Below are 21,330 nucleotides of genomic sequence, written 5' to 3'. Positions count from 1 at the left end.
ACCGCCCGGCTCCTCGCGGATAGAACCACTTCAGAATGTCGTTATCGCTCCTCCTTCTCCTGACGATTGGCCTCGCGCTCGCGGGTTGGCTGGCGGGCCGTGCGCGGGCGTGGGGCTTTCGCAAGGCCAACGCGGGACAGAGGTTGGCCGCTCTCCCGAGTTACCACGGTTGGTACGTTGCCCTGTGGATCGCGGTGCCTTTGCTCGTATTCGCCGCGGTGTGGACGTCCGTTGCGCCAAACCTGGTCCAGCAATCGGTCCTCGCCGATCCGGCAGCGGCGGGGCTTCCGGCGTTCGACTTCCAGCGCAATGCGATTCTCTCGCAGGCCCGCGCGGTCGCGACCGGGGTGGCTTCGACTACCACCCACCCGGATGCGGCGGCGCTGGTCGAACCCTATCGCGCGGCGATCGCGCGTTACCGCCTGATCGGCATACTCGCGACGCTGGGCATAGCGCTGGCTGCGGGTGCCTTCGCGTTCCTCCGGCTCAAGCCGCAATTCACTGCGCGCACCCGGGTAGAAAGGTCCGTGCTCGCGGTCCTGCTGGTGGCGTCGCTTGTAGCCATCCTGACGACGCTGGGCATTCTCGTCAGTCTCGTATTCGAGACGATCCGTTTCTTCGGGATGATCTCGCCGATCGACTTCCTGTTCGGCACGATGTGGTCGCCCGATCCGATGGTCTCGCCCACCTCGGCCGACCCGACGCGTTACGGCGCGATCCCGCTATTCTGGGGGACGATCTTCATCGGCGCGATCATCGCGATGATCGTAGCTATCCCGCTTGGGCTGATGAGCGCGATCTACCTGACCCAGTATGCACGGCCGTCGTGGCGCAAGTGGCTCAAGCCAGCCCTCGAGATTCTCGCCGGTGTGCCGACGGTGGTCTACGGCTATTTCGCCGCCCTTACGGTCGCTCCGGCAATCCGGGATGCGGCGCAGGCGATCGGGTTCGCTGGCGCCAGTTCGGAAAGCGCCCTCGCCGCCGGCCTCGTGATGGGCGTGATGATCATCCCGTTCGTCTCTTCCATGGCGGATGACAGCATCGCCGCGGTCCCGCAGGCGATGCGCGACGGCAGCCTCGCGATGGGCGCGACCAAGTCTGAAACGATTCGCCGCGTGCTCATTCCCGCGGCGCTGCCCGGCATCGTTGCCGGTGTCATGCTCGCCGTCAGCCGCGCCATCGGCGAGACGATGATCGTGGTCATGGCCGCTTCGACGGCAGCCAACCTCAGCGCCAACCCGCTCGATGCGATGACCACCGTCACCGTGCAGATCGTCGCCATGCTGACGGGTGAAGGCAGTTTCGATCACCCCGCGACGCTCAGCGCGTTCGCGCTGGGTTTCGTCCTGTTCATGGTCACGCTCGCGCTTAACTTCATCGCCCTGCGCGTCGTCAAACGGTTCCGTGAAGCCTATGAGTGAGTCGGCCGAAACCTTCCGGGCCCCCACCCGCACGCCGGCGTTCGAGGCCCGGCTGAAGAAGCGCTACGCGTCCGAGCGACGGTTCAAGGCGCTCGGGCTTACGGCGATCCTCGTCTCCGTGGCGGTTCTGCTGTTCCTGCTGACGACCATGGTCGCGAATGGGATCGGAGGGTTCCAGCGTGCCGAGTTGCGCGTGCCGGTCGATTTCACCCAGGCGGGCCTCTCGCTCGACCCGTCGCTGACCGACCCGGTCGATATCCAGCAAAGTCTGCAGGGCCAGGGCCTGCCCCAGGTAATCGAGTTCTTCGCCGCGAAGGAACTGGGCGATGCCGGAGGAGCCGAGGTGTCCGGCGACGCCTGGCGCGAGGTGGCCGCAGCAATCGCGGAGGATCCAGGCCTCCTTCGCCGTGCCGAAACGATGTACCTTCCGGCAAGTTCGGACCTTGCCGCCGGCCTGTCTGGCGAAGGTTCGGCCGAAGAGCGTGCGCTGGCCGACCGCCTTTCGGATGAGGGCAAGCTCGCCAACCGGTTCGACATAGGCTTCCTCGAGCGTTCGGATGCGACCGATCCACAGGCTGTCGGGATCTGGGGCGCGCTCAAGGGCTCTATGTTGACGATGTTCGTCACGCTGCTGCTCGCATTCCCGATCGGTGTGCTCGCTGCCCTTTATCTTGAGGAATACGCGCCCAAGAACCGCTGGACCGACCTCATAGAGGTTTCGATCAACAATCTCGCCGCGGTGCCTTCGATCATCTTCGGCCTGCTGGGCCTGGCGGTCTTCCTGTGGATTTTCCCGAACATGCGCTCGGCCCCGCTGATCGGCGGCATGACGCTTGCGCTCATGACGATGCCTGTCATCGTCATCGCCGGACGCAACGCGATCAAGGCGGTGCCGCCCAGCATTCGCGACGGCGCGCTGGCCATTGGCGCGAGCCCGGTGCAGGTCGTGTTCCATCACGTCCTGCCGCTTGCCCTCCCCGGCATCCTCACCGGGACGATCATCGGCATGGCCCGCGCGCTGGGCGAGACCGCGCCGCTTCTGATGATCGGCATGCGCGCGTTCGTTGCGACCCCGCCGTCGGGCTTTACATCGCCCGCGACCGTCCTGCCGGTGCAGATTTTCCTGTGGTCGGATGAAATCGACCGCGGCTTCGTCGAGCGCACAAGCGCGGCTATTATCGTGCTACTGCTGTTCCTGCTCGTGATGAACGGGCTCGCCATTTACCTGCGCAACAAATTCGAGAAGACCTGGTGACCGTAGTCCATCCCAACCTCGAGGTGACCGACGCCAAGATCCGCGCGCGCGACGTGTCGGTGTTCTACGGCGCGAAGAAGGCGATAGACGAGGTGTCGATCGACATTCCGTCGAAGTATGTCACCGCTTTCATCGGTCCGTCGGGCTGCGGCAAGTCGACCTTCCTGCGCGCGCTCAACCGCATGAACGACACCATCCCGTCGGCTCGCGTCGAGGGCACGATCGAGCTCGATGGTGAGGACATCTACACGTCAGGGATGGACGTCGTGCAGCTTCGCGCACGGGTCGGCATGGTATTTCAAAAGCCCAACCCCTTCCCGAAAACGATCTACGAGAACATCGCCTACGGCCCGCGCATCCACGGCCTGGCCGAAGGCAAGGCCGAGCTCGACGCGATCGTCGAACGCTCGCTTAAGCGCGCAGGGTTGTGGAACGAGGTCAAGGACCGGCTGACCGACAGCGGTACCGCGCTGTCTGGCGGCCAGCAGCAGCGTCTCTGCATCGCCCGCGCCATCGCCGTCGATCCCGAGGTGATCCTGATGGACGAGCCGTGTTCGGCGCTCGACCCCATCGCGACCGCCAAGATCGAGGAGCTGATCGACGAACTGCGCGGCAATTACGCGATCGTCATCGTCACGCATTCGATGCAGCAGGCCGCGCGGGTCAGCCAGCGCACTGCGTTCTTTCACCTCGGTAACATGGTAGAGTATGGTCGCACGTCCGACATATTCACCAATCCGCTCGAGGAACGGACCAAGGACTACATCACGGGCCGCTACGGCTAGGACACGGAAAAGCATGGAACACACCGTCAAGGCCTTCGACGAGGACATCACCAAGCTGCGCGGATTGATCGCCCAGATGGGCGGCATGGCCGAGGTCGCGGTGCAGAACGCGATGGATGCGCTGGTCAAGGGCGACGACGCGCTTGCCGAGCAGGTCATCGCCGACGACAAGAAGCTCGATGCGCTGGAAAGCGAGGTCGACAAGCTGGCCGTTCGCATCATCGCGCTGCGCGCGCCGATGGCTGACGACTTGCGCGAAGTCATCGCGGCGTTGAAGATCGCCGGCGTAGTCGAGCGGATCGGCGATTATTCCAAAGCGATCGCCAAGGCTGGGCGGCAGATTGAGGATCGCAAGAAATTCGGCCCGCTCACGCTCGTCCCTGCGATGGGAGAGATCGCCGCCGAGATGGTCCACGATGCCATGACGGCCTATGCCGCCCGCGACGCGGTCCTCGCGCGCGAGGTCATCCTGACGGACGAGAAGGTCGACAACTTTTACGAATCTCTCTTCCGCAACCTCGTCAGTCACATGGTCGAGAACCCCTCGACGATCAGCTCGGCCGCCCAGTTGCTGTTCGTCGCGCGCAACATTGAGCGGATCGGCGACCATGCGACCAACGTGGCCGAAATGGTTCACTATGCCGCGACTGGCGCCTACCCGGTCGACTCCGACTTCTGACGGTGCGGAGCGCGACACAGGATCGTCGTGAAGGTGTAACAATTCTGGTGTCGGGTGATTGCCGATGACCGCCGCCAAGCTTCTCCTGGTCGAAGACGACCCCGCGCTCGCCGAGCTTCTCGAGTATCGGTTCTCGAACGAAGGATATTCGGTTCGCTCAACGCCCGATGGTGACGAGGCGCTGCTCCTCGCGGCCGAGGACACACCCGACCTGATCATCCTCGACTGGATGATCGAAGGCACCAGCGGGATCGAGGTTTGCCGCCGACTGCGCCGCGACAAGTCGACCGCGCATGTGCCGATAATCATGCTGACCGCGCGCGAAGGCGAGGACGACAAGATCCGCGGCCTGGAGACCGGAGCGGACGACTACCTGACAAAACCATTCTCTCCGCGCGAACTTCTGGCGCGCGTCGCGGCCGTCCTGCGCCGCATCCGCCCCGCGCTGGCAGGCGAAAGCATAACGGTCGGCGATTTGTCGCTCGACCCGGTCGCGCACCGCGTTGCACGTCGCGGGCAGCCGCTTCATCTCGGTCCTACCGAATATCGCCTGCTCAAGTTCCTGATGGAAAGTCCGGGCCGCGTGTTCAGCCGCAGCCAGCTTCTTGATGGGGTTTGGGGCACCGAGAGCGAGATCGAACTGCGCACGGTCGATGTGCACATCCGTCGGCTGCGGCAAGCCATATCCGTTGACGGTGCGAAGGACCCGGTGCGCACCGTGCGCTCAGCGGGTTACTCGCTCGAGGGATAGGACCACGGGCGGGTTTGCGTTCCGTCTCCCGTATTGCTAGCTGTCGGCCGTCATCTGGGGAGTAGCCCACCGCCTTAGGGTGGTATCTTCGTGTCAACATACTCGGTCGAGAGGCCGTGGCGCGGGGGAGCGATCAGGTCGCTTGGGCGAGACCAATGGCACCCGCTTTCGTCCGGCCGGACGGGAGGCGGGTGTCGTTGCAGTCTCGTCGGTCCGGCCCGGAGATATTCCAATGGAAGCCATCATAACCTCGGTCGCAGTCGTTGCGCTCGCAGAGATCGGCGACAAGACCATGTTGCTCGCGATCGTACTCGCGACACGGTTTCGCAAGCCGGTGCCGATCGTTCTCGGAATCCTGTTCGCCACGCTGGCCAATCACGCCATCGCAGCCTTCCTGGGACAATCGATCGCCGGGCTCCTTGACGGGCGCTGGTTTCGTTACGCGATCGGCGTAAGCTTCATCCTCATGGCAGCGTGGACACTTGTGCCCGACAAGCTGGATGACGACGAGGGCGCCGGTCCATCGGGTTTCGGGGCCTTTCTCACCACATTGGTCGCGTTCTTCGTGGTCGAGATCGGCGACAAGACGCAGATCGCGACCATCGCGCTCGGCGCGCAGTTCCGCGACGTCTGGCTCGTTACGGCCGGCACCACTCTCGGAATGCTCCTGGCGAACGTTCCTGCGGTTTATCTAGGCAACCGTATCGTCGAGAGAGTGCCGCTTGGCGTGGTGCGCGGCATCGCTGCAATCCTGTTCCTGGCCATCGGTGCGTGGGTAATCGTGGAAACCGCGCTTCGCTAGCGGCAAACGCCGCCCAGGCCGCGTGCCGCCTGGTCGAAGTGGAAGTGGTCGCGATGGGCCGCGTTGTATTCGGGGCCGAGGACGGTTCCGAACGGGCCGCAGGCACCATCGCGCACACGCCTCAGGAAACGCGCTTCCGCGTCGTCGCCGTCCCAGTCGCGCAGGACGGTGATCCGCCTTCCGTCTTCAAGCACGAAGGCAGCGACATCGATCGCGTTGCCGGTCGCATGCTCGCTCCAGGGCGCGTCGTCTCGGCTGTACATCCGACGACACGAATAGGCGCCGTAATGCTCAATGCTCGCGAGGGGGGCACCGAGCTCCTCCTGCGCCGCGGGTCGGACGGCATCGCGCAGCCAGATCTCCACGCCAGCGGCCACAGCACAGGTCGTCGGCGGTACGTTCGGGCGCAAGGGGGCCTGGCTCAGCAAAGTGCGGTCGGTTCGGGCGCACGCGCCCTCGCCCGCCGGATCGAGCGTCTCGAATGCGATCTCGCTGCGTTCAAGAACGCCGCGACAAATCGCTGCGTCGCTGCGCATGGCTGCGATCTTTGCTTGGGTCGCCCAGCCCGGCGGATCGCGCAGGTCGAGCGGCGCCCAGGGATTGTGCTGGGGGTGCGCGTCGAGCCACCCCTTGGCCGCAAGCACCAACGCGGCGAGAAGGAGCGCCGAAAACGCGAGATGGTCGATGCGCGACAGGCGCGCGCCTCGCAGGCGCTTCAAGATGGCGCTCCACTTCATCGAAGTGCCATTTCCGCCAGAATGCCGAGCGCGATAGCGAGGAAGAGCAGCCCGATGGCGATATCCAGGCGTCGCCGGGTTTGCGGATCGCTCATCGCAGCGGTCAGGCCTTGGCCGGCGGCGATATAGATGGCTCCCACGATCACGTCGATGAAAAGGGCGGCTACCGCCATGACGACGAGTTGGGGGCCGATCGATTGCTTCGTGTCAACGAACGGTGGAAGCAGCGCGACGATGTAGATCAGGGATTTGGGGTTGCCGAGCGCAACCAGGATGCCGTCACGCAAGGCGTGAAGCGAACCTTTTCCGGCCTCGATGGAAGGCCCTGCCCGTCCACCGTGGCGGATGGCCTTCACGCCGAGCCATGCCAGGTACAGCGCGCCGCCGACCGCCAAGGCCGCAAAGGCGGCAGGGAACGCCGTCGCAAGCGTGCCGAGGCCTACCGCTGCGAGAAGCCACCAGCCGATGTAGCCGATCTGCAACCCTGTGAGCGCCGCAGCCCCGCTGCGCCACCCGATCCGTATGGTCTGCCCCATCACGAACAGCATCGACACGCCGGGGACGACGCTCGTCGCGGCGGTCATCAGCGCGAAGGCGGCAAGACGTTCCGGATCGACCACTCCCCGCCGCTAGAGGTCTGGCGGCGATTCGGGAACTGTCAGCGCGGGACCAGCGGTGGCGGAACTTCCCATCCCTTTGCGCGGCTCCAGGTGAAGCCCAAGGGCACAACGCAGCTTTCGCCCGACACGGTCACGGTCACGTCTCCGCCCTCGCCGCGGTTGTAGCGAAACGGGATGTAGTAATCGTGCCATTCGCCCCGGCCATCGGCGCGGACGGGGCGTTCGATCGGACGCATGTCCCCGTTGGTGATGGTCAGGAAGGTCCGTTCGCCGGGTTCGAATCCGGCGGCCGAGATCACGTAGAAGCGGCCATTGGTGCCGATCTCCCCCGAGCATGCGCCATCGTCGAAAGCGTCGACGCGCTCCCATCCGCGTGCGATGACGATCGGATCGTAGGCCATCGCTCCCGTGCCAGCGACGGAAACGGCGATCGACAGGGCGGCGGCGGTGCGCATGGCCGCACTCTACACCGGCGGGCGAGTCGGGGAATGCGGCGATTGCCTGCCGACCCGGATCGGGACGATTCAGTGGAAGTCTCGGCTCGGGGGGAGCGGCAACAGCTTCGGGACGATGCGCGCGTCGCGTGGATGGCCATGGAACCCGCATTCGCGATTGTTGGGGGGTGGCGGCTCCCACGGCTCGACTGCCTGGGTCTGGTGCGGATCGTCCGCACCCTCGCGCAGATCGTCTTTCGGGCCCCAGCGCGCAGGCAACGGGTTGTTGCAGTGGTCGGCGCGGGCGATCGGCGTCTTGATGAGGTCGTCGCTGAGGCGGTGGAGTTCGTGCGTCGCGTCGGTCATGTGGTGGGCGATCACATGGATCACCTCGTCGTCGTATTCGACCCGGCCGCGCACCTCCATCAGCCGCGATCCCATCACCACCTTGCGCTGCTTTTCCTTGAGGTCGGGCCAGACGACAAGGTTGATGACCCCGGTCTCGTCCTCCAGCGTGATGAAGCATACGCCCTTGGCGCTGCCCGGCCGCTGGCGGATGAGTACGACGCCGGCGACCTGCACCATGCTGCGGAACTTGCGCGCACGCAGGTCGCAGGCGCGCACGAAGCCGCGCTCGGCCAGTGAAGCGCGCAGGAACGCCATCGGGTGCGCCTTCAGGCTGAGGCGGGTGGTCTGGTAATCGGCGACGACCTCTTCGGAGAGCGGCATGCGGGGGAGCGCGGTGGGCACGGCCTCGCCGCCTTCGTCCCTCGCCTCGGCAAAAGCGAACAGCGGCAGGTCGGGCCCTCCGATCAGGCTGCGCGCGTCCCACAATGCCTGGCGCCGAGGGAGATGGATCGACTGGAAGGCGTCGGCGCTGGCGAGCCGCTCGATGTGGGCGGGCGAAATGCCCGCACGGTCGCGCAGCGCCGTGACGTCAGCGAATGATCCGCGCTCGGCCCGTTCGGCCAGCAGCCGGGCGGCGACGTGCTCGGGCAATCCATCGACTTGCCTGAGACCGAGGCGCAGGGCGATATGCCGGTCGAGGCGGCCCCGGTCCAGACTGGTGCTGTCGCGCCGCCCTGCTTCCACTTGGCCCACGACTTCGAGCGTGCAATCCCATTCCGACGCGTTGACGTCGGCGGGCAGCACCGTGACGCCATGTTCCACGGCGTCACGCACGATCTGCGCCGGGGCGTAGAAACCCATCGGCTGCGAGTTGAGCAAGGCGCAGCCGAACGCGGCCGGGAAGTGGCACTTGAGCCAGCTGGATACGTAGACGAGGTGCGCGAAGCTGGCCGCGTGGCTCTCCGGAAAGCCGTATTCGCCGAAGCCGCGGATCTGGTTGAAGCAGCGCTGGGCGAACTCGCGATCGTAACCGCGCTCGACCATCCGCTCGACCATCATGTCCTGCAGCTCGTCGACCATGCCGCGGCTGCGGAAAGTCGCCATCGCCTTGCGTAGCCGGTTCGCCTCGAGCGAGGAGAACTTGGCCGCGTCGAGCGCGATCTTCATCGCCTGTTCCTGGAAGATCGGCACCCCCAGCGTACGCTCGAGGATGCTGGAGAGCTCGTCGGGCGGGCCGTGCTCGGGGCTCGGCGCGGGGATCACGACCTGTTCGGCCCCACGGCGGCGCTTGAGGTAGGGGTGCACCATGTCCCCCTGGATCGGCCCGGGGCGCACGATCGCGACCTGGATCACGAGGTCGTAGAATTCGCGCGGACGCAGGCGGGGCAGCATGTTCATCTGCGCGCGGCTCTCGACTTGGAACACGCCGAGCGAGTCGCCCTTGCGGAGCATCGCGTATGTCTCGGGGTCCTCGCGCGGGACGGTGGCCAGCGTAAGCGTGCGTTCGTGCGTGTTTTCAATGAGATCGAGGCATTTCCTGATGCAAGTAAGCATCCCCAGCGCAAGCACGTCGACCTTGAGGATGCCCAGCGCCTCGATGTCGTCCTTGTCCCATTCGATGAAGCTGCGGTCGGGCATCGCGCCGTTGCCGATCGGCACGGTCTCGGTCAGCGGCCCGTCCGTGAGGATGAATCCCCCGACGTGTTGCGACAAATGGCGCGGCATTCCAATCATTTGCTCGGTCAGTTTGAGGACGCGCCGCAAGTGCGGATCGGTCACGTCCATGCCCGTCTCCTCGACGTGCTTGTCGCCGATTTCCTTGCCCCACCCGCCCCACACGGTGCGGGCGAGCGCGCTGGTTACATCCTCCGACAGGCCCATCGCCTTGCCCACCTCGCGGATGGCCATGCGCGGGCGGTAGTGGATCACCGTGGCGCAGAGCCCGGCGCGGTGGCGACCGTACTGGCGATAGATGTGCTGGATCACCTCCTCGCGCCGCTCGTGTTCGAAGTCGACATCGATGTCGGGCGGCTCCTTGCGCTCTTCCGAGATGAAGCGGTCGAACAGCAGCGCGTGCTTCGCCGGGTCGACGCTGGTAATGCCGAGGCAATAACAGACCGCCGAGTTCGCCGCACTTCCGCGCCCCTGGCACAGGATCGGCGGATCGACCCCGCGCGCGTAATCGACGATGTCCTTGATCGTGAGAAAATAGCGCGCAAGGTCGAGCTTGCCGATGAGCGCCAGCTCGCGGTGCAAGGTCGCGCGGACCGCATCCGGCAAGCCGCCCGGATAGCGCCACTCGGCACCTTTCCACGTCTCGCCTTCGAGGAACGCCTGCGGTGTCATCCCGTCGGGGTAGATTTCCTGCGGATATTCGTACTGCAGCTCGTCGAGCGTGAAGTCGCAGGCATCCGCCACGCTGCGCGCCGCGGCGATGGCGTGGGGCCAGCGATCGAACAGCGCCGCCATCTCGGCAGGACCCTTCAGGTGCCGCTCGGCATTACCGAACAGCAGATGTCCGGCTTCGGCCACGGTGGTCTTGTGCCGGATCGCCACCATCACGTCCTGCAGCGGGCGCCGCTCGGGGGTGTGGTAGTGCACGTCGTTGGTCGCGAGCAGCGACAGGCCATGGTCCTTCGCCAGCGAATCGAGCCGGTCGATGCGCGCGATATCGTCGCCGACGTGGAGGTAGCTCGCGGCGAGGTGGCGGAGGGTGGGAAGGCCCGCAACCAGATGTCCGATAAGCTGGGCGAAATCCCCGCCGACCGCTTCCTGCGCCTGCTCGCCGCCGAGCGTGACCACGTTGCTTGCCCATGCCGGGATGACGAAGCGGGCCCCCAGATCGTCCGGCGGCAGGAGGATCAGCTGCACCCCTTCGGCATGCTTCGCGAGCATCGCAAGGTCGATGTCGCACGCGCCCTTGGCCTGCCATTCGCCTTCGAGCGTGCGCATCCGGCCTGCGCTGATCAATTTGCACAGGCGGCCGTAGGCGGCCCGGTCGGTGGGATAGGCGAGGAAGGCGAGCCCCTCGACCGTTTCGATCCGGCAGCCGATGACGGGCCGCATCTTGAGAGTCTTCGCCTCGGTGTGCACCCGCACGACGCCCGCCATCGAGTTCGCATCTGCGATGCCGATCGCATCGTAGCCGAGCGCATGGGCGGTCAGTACCAGGTCGACCGCGTCGGATGCACCGCGCAGGAAGCTGAAGTTGGAAATGAGCCCCAGCTCGACGAACGCAGCGCGCGGCGGCGGGGCTACGGCCGACGGGTCGTCGAGTTCGATCCGCCGGCGCGGGATGAGGAGGTCGTTCTCGGGCATGTCATCCCGCGAGTTCCGCGAGGCGCGCCTTCACCGCGGCAAGATCGGCATCGAACAGCCGCGACTGTTCTTCCTGCGCTGCGCCGTCGAGACGGAGCAGGTAGCTGGGGTGTGCGGTGACCCACAGTTCGCTGCCGTCTTCGAGCGGTATCGGGGCCCCGCGGGCCTTCGAGATGCTCACCGTCTTGCCGAGCATCCCGCGCGCCGCGCTCGCGCCCATCGCGAGGATCAGCCTGGGCTGCACGATCTGGCGCTCGCTTTCCACCCACCAGCGGCAGGTATCGATCTCCTTGGCCGTAGGCGACTGGTGCAGCCGCCGCTTGCCCCGCTGCACGAACTTGAAATGCTTGACCGCGTTGGTGACGTAGGCGCTGCGCCGGTCGATCCCCGCGCGTTCGAGATGCCAGTCGAGCAGCTGCCCCGCGGGGCCGACGAATGGTCGTCCGGCGAGGTCCTCCTGGTCGCCCGGCTGTTCGCCGACGATCATCAAAGCGGCGTCCTTCGGCCCCTCCCCCATCACCGCGTGGTTGTCCAAGGAACCGATGGGGCACTTGCGGCAGGCGTGGATCGCCTTGTCGATTGCCTCAAGCGTTTCGGGTCGCTCGTCGAACTCCAGCGCACCTGCTGCGACCATCTGCGACTCCCGCGATTGCGCCCCGGCGACCAGCTCGGGGATAAGCACTGCCTCGGGCATGTTCTTCCAATACTTGCGGGGCATTTCCTTGAGCATCGCCCCTATCTTCAGTCGCGCCGGGTTGAAGATCGATGCGTAGTACTTGCGCCAGAGATCCTCCGTGGGATCGCCCTGCGGCGCATCGCTGCGCTGCGCGGGCGGGCCTTCCTCGAGCACGTTACCGTCCCAGTGCAGCGAACCCTTGGGCGTCAGGATCGACCACTTCATGTTGGCGAAGCGGCGGACGAAGAACCCGGCGTTGGTTCGCAGGATATGATGCTCGGGCTCGAACCAGGCGACGTAATGCTCTCCCGCCTCTTCGTCCTCGCTCTCCACGAGCCGGAAGCGGACGAAAGCGCGCATCTTGTGGATGTCGCGGCGCACGGTGCGCGCGAGTTCGTCGAGCCGCCGTACCTCGGTATCGGCCCCGTCCTCGAGCAGGCGCGGATTGGCCTGCAGTCGCCACAGCAGGCGATAGAGCAGCGCGAACCGCTCGGGATCGGAGTGACAGATCGCCGACTTCGCGAGGCTTACGAACGCCTTGCTCGCGCGCACCGGCGGGGCATCGGCGGGCGGCACCGGCAGGCGGCGATCACCGTGCGAGAACAGGCTGCCCGATCCGCCCGGCTCGACCCACGCGATCCGGTCGGGCGGCACCTCGCACTGTACCAACGCGCGTGCCCGCTCGCGCCAGAAGTCGAAATCGTCAGCCTCGGGCAGCGCGACGACATAGTAGGTGCCGAGCTTGACGTGCTGCAGAGCGGTCATGCCCAAAACCTCATGCGGCAAACAGCTCAAGCTGCTCCTGCTTCGGTGCAAGCAGAGCACGCAGGTCGGCGCGGTCGGTCAGGAGCACCGGACGCCAGTCGGCGGTGACGATGAACGGGCGCACCTTGGCAATCGACACGGTGAGCTTGGCGACGTCTTCTAGCCGCATCGTGCGGTGCCGCCGGCTCGCAAGGATGCGCCCCACCGCGCGCACGCCCAGCCCCGGCACGCGCAGCAACTGCTCTTTCGACGCACGGTTGACGTCGACCGGAAAGCGTTCGCGAAACTTGAGCGCCCAGGCCAACTTGGGATCAATGTCGAGCGGCAGGTTGCCGTCCGCCTCGGTCGCCTGCATGACTTCACTAGGCTGGTAACCATAGAAGCGCATCAGCCAATCCGACTGGTAGAGCCGGTGCTCGCGGATCAGCGGCGGGCGCTTCAGCGGCAGCACCGCGCTAGCATCGGGAATGGGCGAGAACGCGCTGTAATAGACGCGGCGCAGACGGAAACTGTCGTAGAGTCGGCTCGCCTTCCCCACGATATCCGCATCGGTTGCCGCATCCGCCCCGACGATCATCTGGGTGGACTGGCCCGCTGGCGCGAAGCGCGGTGCGTGGCGAAAGCGCTTTCGGTTGTCCTTCGCCTCGACGATGTCGCTCTTCAGTTTGCCCATCGCGCCCTCGATCTGCCGCGCGTTCTTGTCGGGCGCGAGGCGGGTGAGGCCGGCATCGGTCGGCAGCTCGACGTTGATCGACACGCGGTCGGCGTAGAGCCCGGCCTGGTGGACGAGTTCGGGATCGGCTTCGGGGATGGTCTTAAGGTGGATATAGCCGCGGAAGTCGTGCTCTTCGCGCAGCATCCGCGCAACCTCGACCAGCTGCTCCATCGTGTGGTTCGAGCTCTTGACGATGCCCGAGGAGAGAAACAGTCCCTCAATGTAATTGCGGCGGTAGAAGCTGAGCGTGAGGTCCACTACCTCTTGCGGGGTGAACCGCGCGCGGCGCACGTTCGAGCTCTTGCGGTTGACGCAGTAGTGGCAGTCGAACACGCAGTGGTTGGTCAGCAGGATCTTGAGCAGGCTGATGCAACGGCCGTCTGGCGCGTAGGCGTGGCAAATGCCCATTCCTTCGGTCGAGCCGATGCCCTTGCCGCCGGTTGAGTTGCGCTTGGATGTGCCGGACGACGCGCACGACGCATCGTACTTCGCCGCATCGGCAAGGATTTCCAGCTTTTCGATGGTGGTCTGCGTGCCCATCTGTTCCTTATATGTTCTCATGCAGGATTCGCCAAGAGGGCGTTGAAGGCAAATTACCCTCAGCCCGTCGCACGCATGAAACGGAAATCAGGAAACAAGATTGGTAACCCAGACACTTACGGAAGGATAACAAATGCCACACGCCACCACACGCGACGGGACGAAGATACGTTGGAAGGAGCTTGGTGAGGGTCGCCCGGTAATCCTCATCCACGGATGGCCGCTCAGCGCCGACAGCTGGGATCCGATCATGATCAAGCTGGCGGATAGCGGTTATCGTGCGATTGCCTACGACCGCCGCGGGTTCGGGCACTCGGACCATGCGGCCAAGGGCTATGACTACGACACTTTCTCGGACGACCTCGCTGACGTCATGAAGGAAACCGGAGCCACGAATGATGTAGCGCTGGTGGGGTTCTCGATGGGTGGCGGCGAGATCGCGCGATACATGAATCGACATGGCGGCAAGGGTGTAAGCCAGACGGTTCTGGTAAGCTCGGTTGTGCCGTACATGCTGAAGACCGACGACAACCCCGCCGGCGTGCCGCAATCGACCTTCGACGAAATGACCGATGGCATGAAGAAGGATTTCCGCCACTTCTTCACCGGCTTCTTCGAGGATTTCTACGGCGATGGCATCCTGACTGACAAAGTGAGCCAAGAAGAAAAGGACTGGGCGTGGATGACGACCATGCACGCCAGCCAGTATGCCACGTTACAATCAGCGGGCGCGTTCGCCACGACCGATTTCCGCCCCGACCTTGCCCACTTCAAGGTCCCGACGCTGGTGATCCATGGCACCAAGGACGCAACGGTGCCGATCGACGCCACAGGTCGCGCCGTGGCCGATGCCGTTCCGAGCGCCCGCCTTATCGAATACGACGGCGAACCGCATGCCGTCTTCGCAACCCAGACCGATCGGCTCGCGAACGACCTGCTCGCTTTCCTCGGAGAGGGCGGCAATCACACAGTAAAGGCCGATAGCGAGAAGAGTTCGCAGATGGCCTGACCAAAGGTGAATTGAAACGAGAACGGGCGCGTCACGATGGTAACGCGCCCGTTTACCATGGCCGGACACCGCGAATTCACCGCTCCGTGACAAGTCTGCGTGCGTGTCAGAACTGCTCCGCATCGCTGATGACGTTGCCTATGCGGAACGCCGCGCGTCGCGCCGCATTCGGGTCACTTGTTCCGCTAGCCTTCAGACGATGACGACGATGACGCACGGCATCCTCGGCGATATATCCGAGACCGGCGCCCGTTTCGAAGCGGCTGAGCCGCCCGGAAAGGGCGCCACTGCGCTGCTCCGCTGGGGTACGCACGAGGCCGTCTGCACGGTCATCTGGCACGACGACGGCGCGTGCGGCGTATGGTTCCAGACGCCTCTGTCGGCCGAACTTGTCGCCGAAACTGCAGCTCTTGACCGGGTAGTGGAGCTGCCGATCGCCAGCGTCGGCAACATTACGCAGGGGCGCAAGCGGTCGATGGGTTTTCTGAAGCGTGTGCGGCCGGAAGATTCGGCGCCGGTGGAGACCGAGCCCGCAGCCCCGCCCATCGCGAAAGTCGACGTACCGTCTATCGTCGGTGAGATGCAGTTTCGCCGCCCGCATCCGGATCAGGTGATGGAGCGTGAGCCGGAGGCAGAGCAGCGGTTCGCGGGGGAAATCACGGACCTGCTGGAAGCGGAAGGGCCGCACTCCGCGCCCGGAGACGTAGACGCGGGGCCGTCTCCGGCAAGCTTTGGACGCACCACCGGCCTTAGCGCGCCGACTGGCGGGCACACCCCAACGCTGGCTACTCTGCTCGCGCGCTACCGCCGCACGGGTTCGTGGGAAGACTGATGTAATCGCGCTTCCCTTCCCCTCTTCGTTACAAAGGGGGATGGGATCACCTGTTTGATCGAGATGATGCTGGACGGGTCGTGCCGCGGCACACGCCACCTTTTGCCCGCTAGCTGCACAGCCCCTGCAGGAACCAGTCGGGCATCCCGCCCCGCCCGTCGCCGATCAGGCCGAGGCGGTAGATCCAGTAGCGGCGGCCCGCGTGGTCCTCGATCCGGTAGTAGTCGCGCAGCCGCGCACTGCCCTTCTCGCGCCACCATTCGGGCGCGATCCGTTCGGGCCCCTCCACCCTTACCACCTCGTGCACCTCGCCCCGCCAGCGGAAGCGCTGCGGGTGTCCGTCGGGGGTGGCGTAGAGGACGGCGATTTTCTCCGCGCGGTCGAGCAGTTTCAGCGGCCGGGTGTGAAAGGCGAGTTCGCCCTGGCTGGCCGGCTCGGGCGCGAGCGGTGGCTGCCAGCGCTGCGCGCGTTCGGGGATGTGGCTGGCGTGGAGCACCGGCTTGGTCACCGCGCGCGGGCCGAGCCGCACCGTCAGCCGGTCGATGCACGCGGCGAGCGATGTCCCGTGCTCCTCCGCCGCCGCCTCGATATCGGCTTGCGCCAGCGCGAGTGGCTCGGCCCAGCTTGCGCGGAGGCGCACGGTCTCGATCCCGAAGCCGGCGTCGACGTCGTCGATCTTGGCGGAGAACAGCCGCACGATATGCGCTGCCTCGCGCGTGGCGGCGGCGAGTTCGAGCCGGCGGACGACCACTTCACCGTCGATTCGCCACAGGCCGAGTTCGAGCCGGCGGGCGCCCTGCCCCTTGCCCTCCAGTTCGCGCGCCATGTCGGCGGCCAGGTCGGCGAGCACCCGGTCGAGCAGGTCGCGGTGGCGGATCGGCTCCATCAGCCGCCGCTGCACCAGCGGCATCTCGGTGGGGATCACCGGCAACAGCGGTTCGGGCACCTTGCCGAGAAGTTGGTCGAGCCGGACCAGCGGGTTCGCACCGGGCGACTTGCGGTTGCGGAAGCGACGGTGGAGCGCGTCGCGCCCCCGGTGCTCCTCGAACCGGTCGGTCAGGTCGCCGATCCGCTTGAGGCCGAGGCGGCGGAGCACTGCGAGGACGTCGGCATCGAGACGCAGCGCAGCGACGGGGAGCCCGGCCAGCGCGGCGGCGATGTCACCGTGCGCGGGCAGGATCGTCGATGGCAGTCCGTAATGCGACAATGCCCATGCCGCGCCTGCGGTCGGCGCGATGGCGAACCTCGCCGACAGCCCGCGCGCCTCGAATCGCGCCCCGGCATCGACAAGCAGCCTTGCCTCGCCGCCGAACAGGTGGGCGACGGCAGTGACGTCCAAGAGCAGACCGTCGGGCGCGTCCATCGCGCTCCAAGGCCCCCAGCGCAGCGCCCAGACGGCGAGCTTTTCGAGGAAATCGTGCGTCCCGGCCGGATCGCTCGGCGCGACCTTGAGCTGGGGACAGAGCGCACGCGCATCGGCCAGCATCATGCCGCTGCGCGCTCCGCCTGCGAGCCCCGCGGCGTTGGCGGCATCGATCCGCGGTCCGTGCGCGGTTTCGGTGATCAGGGCATAGGGTTCGGCGTCGGCGCCCTCGCCCGGCGCCAGCCCGCTAGCAAGCCGCCAGCGATCGATCGCCAGCCGCGAAAGCCAGACCGAGAGGATACGGCGCGGCCGCATGCCTATAGTCGGGATCGCAGTCGGCGAGACGCGTGGCGGCGAGACCGTTGTCGTCATCGCGCAGGGTCCATGTGCCGGGGGGATGCATACGAGCGCGGAACAGTTCGGCACGCCAGGACGGTGTGCCGGGCGCGGCGGCGTTCCAGCGCGGAGCCGGAGAGGGAGCTGAGGTCATCTCCCACCGCAGCCGGGCCGACGACAGGTCGCGCTGCGCGTCGAGCCGAACGAGCCACAACGGCACGCCATGCTTTTCGGCGGTCAGCGTCAGTCGCCGCGAGGCGGTGAAATCGAGCGCCCGGGGATTGCCCGCCAGCTCGCCGACGACCGCTGCCACCTCGCGGCAGCGCAAGCCCTCCTCGAGCGCGAAGAGCGCATCCTCGGGTTTCTCGCAGACGACGTGGACGAGGCGGTGGCGGAACACCTTCGGCAGGCCCGGCCGATAGGGGCGCCCGCCGAGCCGCAGCGCATTGCGATCCTGCACCCACAGCAGAACGCGGCGGTCGTCAGCCTCTGCCGTCTCCGACCGATCCGCCGCAGCGAGCGCATCGGCGGCGAGCGCAAGCGCGGCGGCCGCTCCGCTCGCCTCGCGCGAGGCACCGAACACCTCGCTGTGGTGCGCCCCTGCCAGCCCCGGCCGCCAGCGCGGTGTGTGGGTGGACAGGCAGGCAAGCCCTGAGGCCGGCAGGAGCGCGTTCGGGGAGGTCATGGCAGACAAACGACTCATTCGTTCCCTTTATGTTCCATAGCGGATCGATTCGCAACGCCGGAACCGCACCCCTTCCCCGCCGTTCGGAAAACAAAGGAGATAGACATGCATCACAGCAAGCCCGCCGCCGACCCCGAGCAGCTCAAGAAGGACTTCTGGAAGGCGCTCGCCGATTCCCCGTTCCTGTTCCTCCAGCGCACCGGCGAAAGCGACACCGCGGTGCCGATGAGCCCGCAGCTCGACAAGGACGCCAACAGCGCCATCTGGTTCTTCACCCACAAGAAGAGCGCGTTCGCCCAGCTCGGCCCGGTCACCGCCACCTTCCAGGGAAAAGGCCACGACATGTTCGCCCGCTTCGACGGCACGCTCGCGGTCGAGACCAGCCAGGAGCGCTTCGATCAGTTCTGGAACAACTTCGTCGAGGCTTGGTACGACGAGGGCAAGAACGATCCGGACCTGCTGTTCCTGCGCATGGACCTTGGCAATGCCGAAATCTGGAATGGCGATATCGGCCTGATCAACACCGCGAAGATGGCGCTCGGCATGTACGTCGAGCCCGCGGCCGAAAAGCAGCACGTGAAGGAAACCGCGCTCTAAGCGGCAAAACCACGGCAAGAAAAAGGGCCGCCCCTCGCGAGAGGAGCGGCCCTTCTTTCATGCGAAAGCCCTAGCGGTGGCTATCCGGCGTATCGATCGGGAAATCGTGTTCCTGGCCACCGATGTCATCGACTACCTCCACGATGCCCTTGCCCAGATGGCTATTGCCGCGGCTGTAGGCGAAATAGACCAGCAGCCCGATCGCCGTCCAAACCGGCAGCACCAGCATTGCCGCAGACGGCAGGTTGAGGAACAGGAACAGACAGCCCAGAATCGTGAGCGGACCGATCACCATAAGCCCCGGGACCCGGAACGTGCGGGTCCGCGCAGGGTCGGTTCGCCGCAGCACCATCACCGCGATCGCCACCATGAAGAAGGCGTACAGCGTACCCGCATTCGCGATATCAGCGAGCTGACCGACGGGGAAAAACGCTGCGGCAATCGCCACGACCACGCCGGTGATCGCGGTCACGACATACGGCGTCTTCCACTTGGGGTGCACCTTCGACAGGCCCTCGGGCAGCAACCCGTCGCGGCTCATCACGAAGAAGATGCGCGTCTGCGCGAACAGCAGCACCAAGATCACCGACGGAAGGGCGAGGATCGCCGCATAGCCGAGCATGTTGCCGATCGCGCCGAAGCCGATTTGACGCAGAACGTGCGCTAGCGCCTCGTTCGAGCAGACCAGGGCATCGGCATAGATCGGCATCGCGCACTGACGCGCAAGTTCTTCGGAACCCGCAGGGAACGGCACACCATTCGGACCCATGATCGGCTGACCGCCGATGGTGCCGATCGCGCCCGCCGCGACGAGGATGTAGAACACGGTGCAGAACAGGAGCGAGCCGACGAGACCGATGGGCACGTTGCGCTGAGGGTTCTTGGTTTCTTCGGCAGCCGTGGAAACCGCATCGAATCCGACATAGGCGAAGAAGATCGTGGCAGCCGCGCCGACCGCGCCCACGCCCGTGCCCCAGCCCCCGAACACGCCGGCGGGAAGGAACGGATTGAAGCGCGCCGCGTCGAACTCGGAACTCGTCAGCGTCAGGGCAATGAACGCGGTGAGCGCCGTCACCTTGATCAGCACGAGCACCGCATTGACCTTGGCGCTTTCGCTTGTGCCGATCATGAGCAGCCAGGTCACGAGCAGCGCGATGACCAGTGCCGGAAGGTTGATGAAACCGCCGGGAGCGCCTCCCAGCGCGAGCGGTCCTGCCGTCAGCCAGGCCGGTAACGATATCCCGAATGTGTCACCCAGGATCGTGCCGGTAAAATACCCCGACCATCCGACCGACACCGCCGAGGCGGCGATCGCATACTCGAGAATGAGCGCCCAACCGACCGTCCAGGCCAGGAATTCGCCCATCGTCGCGTAGCTGTAGGTGTAAGCGGATCCCGCGACTGGGATCATCGACGCGATTTCCGAGTAGCAGAGCGCGGCGACGATGCAGACGAGGCCCGCGATAATGAAGGCGAGCATCAGGCCAGGCCCGGCCTTTTGCGCTCCGGCGGCAGTCAGCACGAAGATGCCCGTGCCGATGATGCATCCGATGCCGAAAAGCATGAGCTGAAATGCACCGAGCGTTCGGTGCAGCGACTTCTTTTCCGCCGTCGCCAGGATGGCGTCGAGCGGCTTGACGCGGTCTAGGAACATGGACCCGTTTTCCCTCTCTAGAGACGCCATCACGGCGCTCTCCCTCAATGGCGGGGGAAGCTAGCGCGGCCCACCGTCAAGGCAAGACGTAATGTCCGGGCTTTCCCCGCCTCGGTGGCGCCGCTAGAGCTTCCCGCCATGTCCACGACTTTCCAGCTCGACACTTCGACCAGTCGCGCACACCCGACGCCGCAGCCCATGCGGCGGCTGACGATCCCCGCGATCCGCCGCCGCAAGGTGGATGGCGTGACCGCCGAACCGATCGTCATGCTCACCGCCTACACCGCGCGCCAGGCCCAGCTGCTCGACGCGCACTGCGACCTGCTGCTGGTGGGGGATTCGCTCGGGCAGGTGATTTACGGGCTCGATTCGAGCGTACCGGTCACCCTCGACATGATGATCGCGCATGGCGCGGCGGTTGTGCGCGGCAGCTATCACGCGGCGGTGATCGTCGACCTGCCGTTCGGCACCTACGAAGCCTCACCTGAGGCTGCCTTCGCCACGGCGTCTCGCGTGCTCAAGGAAACCGGCGCTGCCGGGGTGAAGCTCGAAGGCGGCGCAGCGATGGGCGAGACGGTGGCATTCCTGAACGCACGCGGCGTCCCTGTCATGGGCCACGTCGGCCTGACCCCGCAGGCGGTGAACGTATTGGGTGGCTACAATGCTCGCGGCCGCAGCGATGCCGAGGCGGACAAGATCGTCTCCGACGCCAAGGCTCTCGATGAAGCCGGTGCTTTCGCCATCGTCGTCGAAGGTGTGGTCGAGCCTATCGCGGTTGCTGTCACCAAGGCGGTGTCCTGTCCGACGATCGGCATCGGCGGCTCCGTCGAATGCGACGGGCAGGTGCTCGTTACCGAGGACATGCTCGGCATGTTCGAGCGCGTCCCCCGCTTCGTGAAGCGCTACGAGGACCTCGCTTCGGTCATTTCCAAGGCGGCGGAAACCTATGCCGCAGAGGTGCGTTCCCGCACTTTCCCGACGCCCGAACAGACCTACCAGCCCAGATAA

The 21,330-nt window shown here is 65.7% G+C and carries 19 protein-coding genes; 10 read left to right on the top strand and 9 right to left on the bottom strand.

The features are described 5' to 3' along the window. Positions 1 to 35 precede the first annotated feature (35 nt). From pstC to A6F68_RS10250, 6 genes are all read left to right on the top strand, one after another. Positions 36 to 1,421, top strand: coding sequence for a phosphate ABC transporter permease subunit PstC (gene pstC / locus A6F68_RS10275; RefSeq protein ID WP_067679504.1), 1,386 nt, complete (start codon positions 36 to 38; stop codon positions 1,419 to 1,421). Next, positions 1,414 to 2,676, top strand: a complete 1,263-nt coding sequence (pstA, locus tag A6F68_RS10270) for a phosphate ABC transporter permease PstA (protein ID WP_067679501.1) — start codon at positions 1,414 to 1,416, stop codon at positions 2,674 to 2,676. Before pstC ends, pstA begins: the two co-directional genes overlap by 8 nt. After that, a complete protein-coding gene (gene pstB, locus A6F68_RS10265) occupies positions 2,673 to 3,461 on the top strand; it encodes a phosphate ABC transporter ATP-binding protein PstB (RefSeq protein ID WP_067679498.1) in 789 nt (262 codons plus the stop codon). The genes pstA and pstB overlap by 4 nt, the downstream gene beginning before the upstream one ends. 13 nt (positions 3,462 to 3,474) lie before the next feature. Continuing rightward, complete coding sequence (gene phoU / locus A6F68_RS10260) at positions 3,475 to 4,140, top strand: phosphate signaling complex protein PhoU (protein ID WP_067679494.1); 666 nt, start codon at positions 3,475 to 3,477, stop codon at positions 4,138 to 4,140. Between the two features lie 64 nt (positions 4,141 to 4,204). Continuing rightward, complete coding sequence (phoB, locus tag A6F68_RS10255) at positions 4,205 to 4,891, top strand: phosphate regulon transcriptional regulator PhoB (protein ID WP_067679491.1); 687 nt, start codon at positions 4,205 to 4,207, stop codon at positions 4,889 to 4,891. Between the two features lie 232 nt (positions 4,892 to 5,123). Continuing rightward, a complete protein-coding gene (locus A6F68_RS10250) occupies positions 5,124 to 5,693 on the top strand; it encodes a TMEM165/GDT1 family protein (RefSeq protein ID WP_067679487.1) in 570 nt (189 codons plus the stop codon). Here the strand turns inward: A6F68_RS10250 and A6F68_RS10245 are convergent. The 6 genes from A6F68_RS10245 to A6F68_RS10220 all read right to left on the bottom strand — a co-directional run bounded on the left by A6F68_RS10245 (position 5,690) and on the right by A6F68_RS10220 (position 13,867). Next, positions 5,690 to 6,412 (bottom strand): extensin-like domain-containing protein, encoded by a 723-nt coding sequence (locus A6F68_RS10245; protein WP_232308116.1) that lies wholly within the window; start codon positions 6,410 to 6,412, stop codon positions 5,690 to 5,692. The genes A6F68_RS10250 and A6F68_RS10245 overlap by 4 nt on opposite strands. Positions 6,413 to 6,426: 14 nt before the next feature. Beyond that, positions 6,427 to 7,050 (bottom strand): LysE family translocator, encoded by a 624-nt coding sequence (locus A6F68_RS10240; RefSeq protein ID WP_067679481.1) that lies wholly within the window; start codon positions 7,048 to 7,050, stop codon positions 6,427 to 6,429. A gap of 38 nt (positions 7,051 to 7,088) precedes the next feature. Beyond that, positions 7,089 to 7,505: a hypothetical protein gene (locus tag A6F68_RS10235; protein WP_067679478.1), complete on the bottom strand. Its 417-nt coding sequence runs from the start codon at positions 7,503 to 7,505 to the stop codon at positions 7,089 to 7,091. Positions 7,506 to 7,574: 69 nt separating this feature from the next. After that, complete coding sequence (locus A6F68_RS10230) at positions 7,575 to 11,150, bottom strand: error-prone DNA polymerase (RefSeq protein WP_067679475.1); 3,576 nt, start codon at positions 11,148 to 11,150, stop codon at positions 7,575 to 7,577. A gap of 1 nt (position 11,151) precedes the next feature. Continuing rightward, positions 11,152 to 12,591, bottom strand: a complete 1,440-nt coding sequence (locus A6F68_RS10225; RefSeq protein WP_067679472.1) for a UdgX family uracil-DNA binding protein — start codon at positions 12,589 to 12,591, stop codon at positions 11,152 to 11,154. 10 nt (positions 12,592 to 12,601) lie between these two features. Then, complete coding sequence (locus tag A6F68_RS10220) at positions 12,602 to 13,867, bottom strand: putative DNA modification/repair radical SAM protein (RefSeq protein ID WP_418368982.1); 1,266 nt, start codon at positions 13,865 to 13,867, stop codon at positions 12,602 to 12,604. A gap of 112 nt (positions 13,868 to 13,979) precedes the next feature. Between A6F68_RS10220 and A6F68_RS10215 the strand changes: the two genes are divergently transcribed. Together A6F68_RS10215 and A6F68_RS10210 are read left to right on the top strand one after the other, a co-directional pair. Then, positions 13,980 to 14,855 (top strand): alpha/beta fold hydrolase, encoded by an 876-nt coding sequence (locus A6F68_RS10215; protein ID WP_067679466.1) that lies wholly within the window; start codon positions 13,980 to 13,982, stop codon positions 14,853 to 14,855. Between the two features lie 103 nt (positions 14,856 to 14,958). After that, positions 14,959 to 15,687 (top strand): PilZ domain-containing protein, encoded by a 729-nt coding sequence (locus tag A6F68_RS10210; RefSeq protein ID WP_074428311.1) that lies wholly within the window; start codon positions 14,959 to 14,961, stop codon positions 15,685 to 15,687. Between the two features lie 109 nt (positions 15,688 to 15,796). On the opposite strand, the gene A6F68_RS10205 is transcribed toward A6F68_RS10210, so the two are convergent. Both A6F68_RS10205 and A6F68_RS10200 read right to left on the bottom strand, forming a co-directional pair. Then, the gene (locus A6F68_RS10205; RefSeq protein ID WP_067679460.1) at positions 15,797 to 17,365 is read right to left on the bottom strand and encodes a DUF6504 family protein; all 1,569 of its coding nucleotides are present in this window, start codon (positions 17,363 to 17,365) and stop codon (positions 15,797 to 15,799) included. After that, positions 17,298 to 18,089, bottom strand: a complete 792-nt coding sequence (locus A6F68_RS10200) for an ImuA family protein (protein ID WP_232308115.1) — start codon at positions 18,087 to 18,089, stop codon at positions 17,298 to 17,300. The genes A6F68_RS10205 and A6F68_RS10200 overlap by 68 nt, the downstream gene beginning before the upstream one ends. Before the next feature lie 87 nt (positions 18,090 to 18,176). Between A6F68_RS10200 and A6F68_RS10195 the strand changes: the two genes are divergently transcribed. Next, complete coding sequence (locus A6F68_RS10195) at positions 18,177 to 18,668, top strand: pyridoxamine 5'-phosphate oxidase family protein (RefSeq protein WP_067679457.1); 492 nt, start codon at positions 18,177 to 18,179, stop codon at positions 18,666 to 18,668. 70 nt (positions 18,669 to 18,738) lie between these two features. Here the strand turns inward: A6F68_RS10195 and A6F68_RS10190 are convergent, their stop codons facing one another. Then, on the bottom strand, positions 18,739 to 20,322 hold the full coding sequence (locus tag A6F68_RS10190; RefSeq protein ID WP_067679454.1) for an amino acid permease: 1,584 nt from the start codon (positions 20,320 to 20,322) through the stop codon (positions 18,739 to 18,741). A gap of 138 nt (positions 20,323 to 20,460) precedes the next feature. On the opposite strand from A6F68_RS10190, the gene panB reads away from it, so the two are divergent. Beyond that, positions 20,461 to 21,330 carry a 3-methyl-2-oxobutanoate hydroxymethyltransferase gene (gene panB, locus A6F68_RS10185; RefSeq protein WP_067679451.1) on the top strand — a complete coding sequence of 290 codons (870 nt, stop codon included), beginning with the start codon at positions 20,461 to 20,463 and terminating at the stop codon, positions 21,328 to 21,330.

The sequence above is a fragment of the Tsuneonella dongtanensis genome, assembly GCF_001698205.1.
GTDB classification, from domain to species: Bacteria; Pseudomonadota; Alphaproteobacteria; order Sphingomonadales; family Sphingomonadaceae; genus Tsuneonella; species Tsuneonella dongtanensis.
The sequence above is the reverse complement of the archived record's forward strand: the minus strand, read 5'-3'. Positions and strand labels throughout refer to the sequence as shown.